Origin of the sequence: Curvivirga aplysinae, assembly GCF_009711445.1 — a bacterium.
GTDB classification, from domain to species: domain Bacteria; phylum Pseudomonadota; class Alphaproteobacteria; order UBA8366; family Aestuariispiraceae; genus Curvivirga; species Curvivirga aplysinae.
In genome coordinates this window covers 1-1,860 of sequence record NZ_SMMC01000024.1, presented here as the reverse complement: position 1 = coordinate 1,860, position 1,860 = coordinate 1, and the positions used below count along the sequence as shown (strand labels likewise).

Annotated in this window: 4 protein-coding genes; all 4 read right to left on the bottom strand. The window is 39.0% G+C overall.

What is annotated here, in order from left to right; translation table 11 throughout:
• A partial coding sequence (locus E1160_RS00155; RefSeq protein WP_155152970.1) for a multinuclear nonheme iron-dependent oxidase occupies positions 1 to 426 on the bottom strand: 426 nt, incomplete at its 3' end.
• A 52-nt stretch (positions 427 to 478) separates the two neighbouring features.
• A complete protein-coding gene (locus tag E1160_RS00150) occupies positions 479 to 778 on the bottom strand; it encodes a BufA1 family periplasmic bufferin-type metallophore (protein ID WP_155152969.1) in 300 nt (99 codons plus the stop codon).
• Positions 779 to 1,033: 255 nt separating this feature from the next.
• Positions 1,034 to 1,252, bottom strand: coding sequence for a translation initiation factor IF-1 (infA, locus tag E1160_RS00145; protein WP_155152968.1), 219 nt, complete (start codon positions 1,250 to 1,252; stop codon positions 1,034 to 1,036).
• Positions 1,253 to 1,488: 236 nt separating this feature from the next.
• A complete protein-coding gene (locus tag E1160_RS00140) occupies positions 1,489 to 1,821 on the bottom strand; it encodes an NIPSNAP family protein (protein WP_155152967.1) in 333 nt (110 codons plus the stop codon).
• Between the last annotated feature and the right edge of the window lie 39 nt (positions 1,822 to 1,860).

Sequence of the window (1,860 nt, the reverse complement as noted above, 5' to 3'; positions counted from 1 at the left end):
ATTTTGCGTTTCATTAATATTATTCACAAAAACATTAAAACTCTCTTCATTCAATGGTAAGGGTAATAAATCATTTAGATATGCCCCGCCAGAAACGCTCCATGACAGATGTTCCGATATCAACCCCGGACATATGGTATCACATAGTTTTTTGAGTTTTTTGAGATGTGTTTTTGAAACACCTTCAGCAGTGCCAAGAGATAATCCCACCCCATGCACGCTGATTGGATAATGTTCTCTAGCCGCAAATAATGCGTCAAGCCGAGGCCCTCCTTCACAGAAATAATTTTCTGCGTGGATCTCAACCCAAGAGATATTGGCAGCACCTGAGGCAAAATGAGCCATATGTTGGGTACGTAAACCGACCCCTGCTTTTGCAGGGATCAGTTCACGTTGAAAGATAATGGATGAATTACTTTGCCCCATGTGTGAATACCTTAAAGAGGTTCATTTCCACAGTCGTAACGAACATTCATCCTTAAGATTTGATAGGACCTACGCCATCAAATGGCTCTAACTTGCCGCCCATATCAGAACAAGCAGAATCAGATGCAGCTACTTTCCATTCACCACCGTCGAAATCTACAGTAGATTGACCTGCACAAGAATGTGTTCCTGCTGCATTGGCACAATCATTTTCACCAGCTTTTGCGATACCATAGCATTTTACTTTACCTGCATGTGCGTCTGTTGGAGCACCAATAATAGCAGCTGTAGAAACAGCGCCTGCGAAAGCAGCAGCTACAGACAACATTGCAACGCGTTTAGACTTATCCATGGGGAAACTCCCTTTCTTCAAATATTTAAATTCCATCTTAACCAAGAAACACAAGTTTTGTTAACATTAAAAAACAACCCCGTGTTTGATGAATAAGTTATGAACAATTTTTCACTCAAATGAAAATAACAAAGATGTTAACAGGATTTTATCAGCTAATCTATTGATATCAAACGTGAAAAGCGACCAATCGGATGATTAGTCGCTATTGAAAAACTCTCACCTCTCATTTCTGTGAGGTATGTTTTATAAAAATTATTTATGACGGAAAATAATACGGCCTTTAGTCAGGTCATATGGTGTCATTTCGACATCTACCTTATCACCTACCATGACGCGAATACGGAATTTACGCATTTTACCAGCAGTATGCGCAATAATCTCATGTCCGTTATCCAGTTCTACACGAAACATAGCGTTAGGTAATTTTTCAGTGACAGTGCCCTGAAACTCAATCAGATCTTCTTTAGCCATAGAGAAAAGTCTTCTTTTCGTTCAACAAATTAAATTTGGAATAACCTGAAATCGAATGACTTCGGTATTGATTCCCATGATTTCGCCGCATCATATGCGACAATTCATCAGAAAAAGCAAGCATTGCACGCAATTTTTCACTTACTTTCTGTGGTTATTGATAATTTCATCAAGAAATATGGGTGAAACAACCAATTTGCATCACCCATTTTCAAAAACCAGAATTGGAAGATTCGTTAATCATTTAACTCCAAATCCGGCTTGTAAAAAGGTGCCGCTGACAAAATTTTGTTTTCCATCTTTTGCAAGCAAGGCAATCCCGCAGCCAAATACTTCCCCCATGCAGGGTCAGCCGCTAATTTCGCACGTTTTTCAGCGCGGTCCTGTAAATCTTTATATGCCCAAATATGCACAACCTGATGTAATTCACCAATATCCATGGAAGTATACCATCCAACCAAATTACCTAAATGCTTGGTTTGCACTTCAAAGCCCAATTCTTCATAGATTTTAAGGAATTCTCCGAAGCGATGAGGGTGAACAGTATATGTACGATGATCGAATATCATAATTTACTCCCAAGGATATTTTAATGATTTAGCAAACTT

Coding starts and splice junctions, on each gene's coding strand:
- E1160_RS00150 (WP_155152969.1), bottom strand. CDS start 778: ATGGATAAGTCTAAACGCGTTGCAATGTTGTCTGTAGCTGCTGCTTTC.
- E1160_RS00140 (WP_155152967.1), bottom strand. CDS start 1,821: ATGATATTCGATCATCGTACATATACTGTTCACCCTCATCGCTTCGGA.
- infA (WP_155152968.1), bottom strand. CDS start 1,252: ATGGCTAAAGAAGATCTGATTGAGTTTCAGGGCACTGTCACTGAAAAA.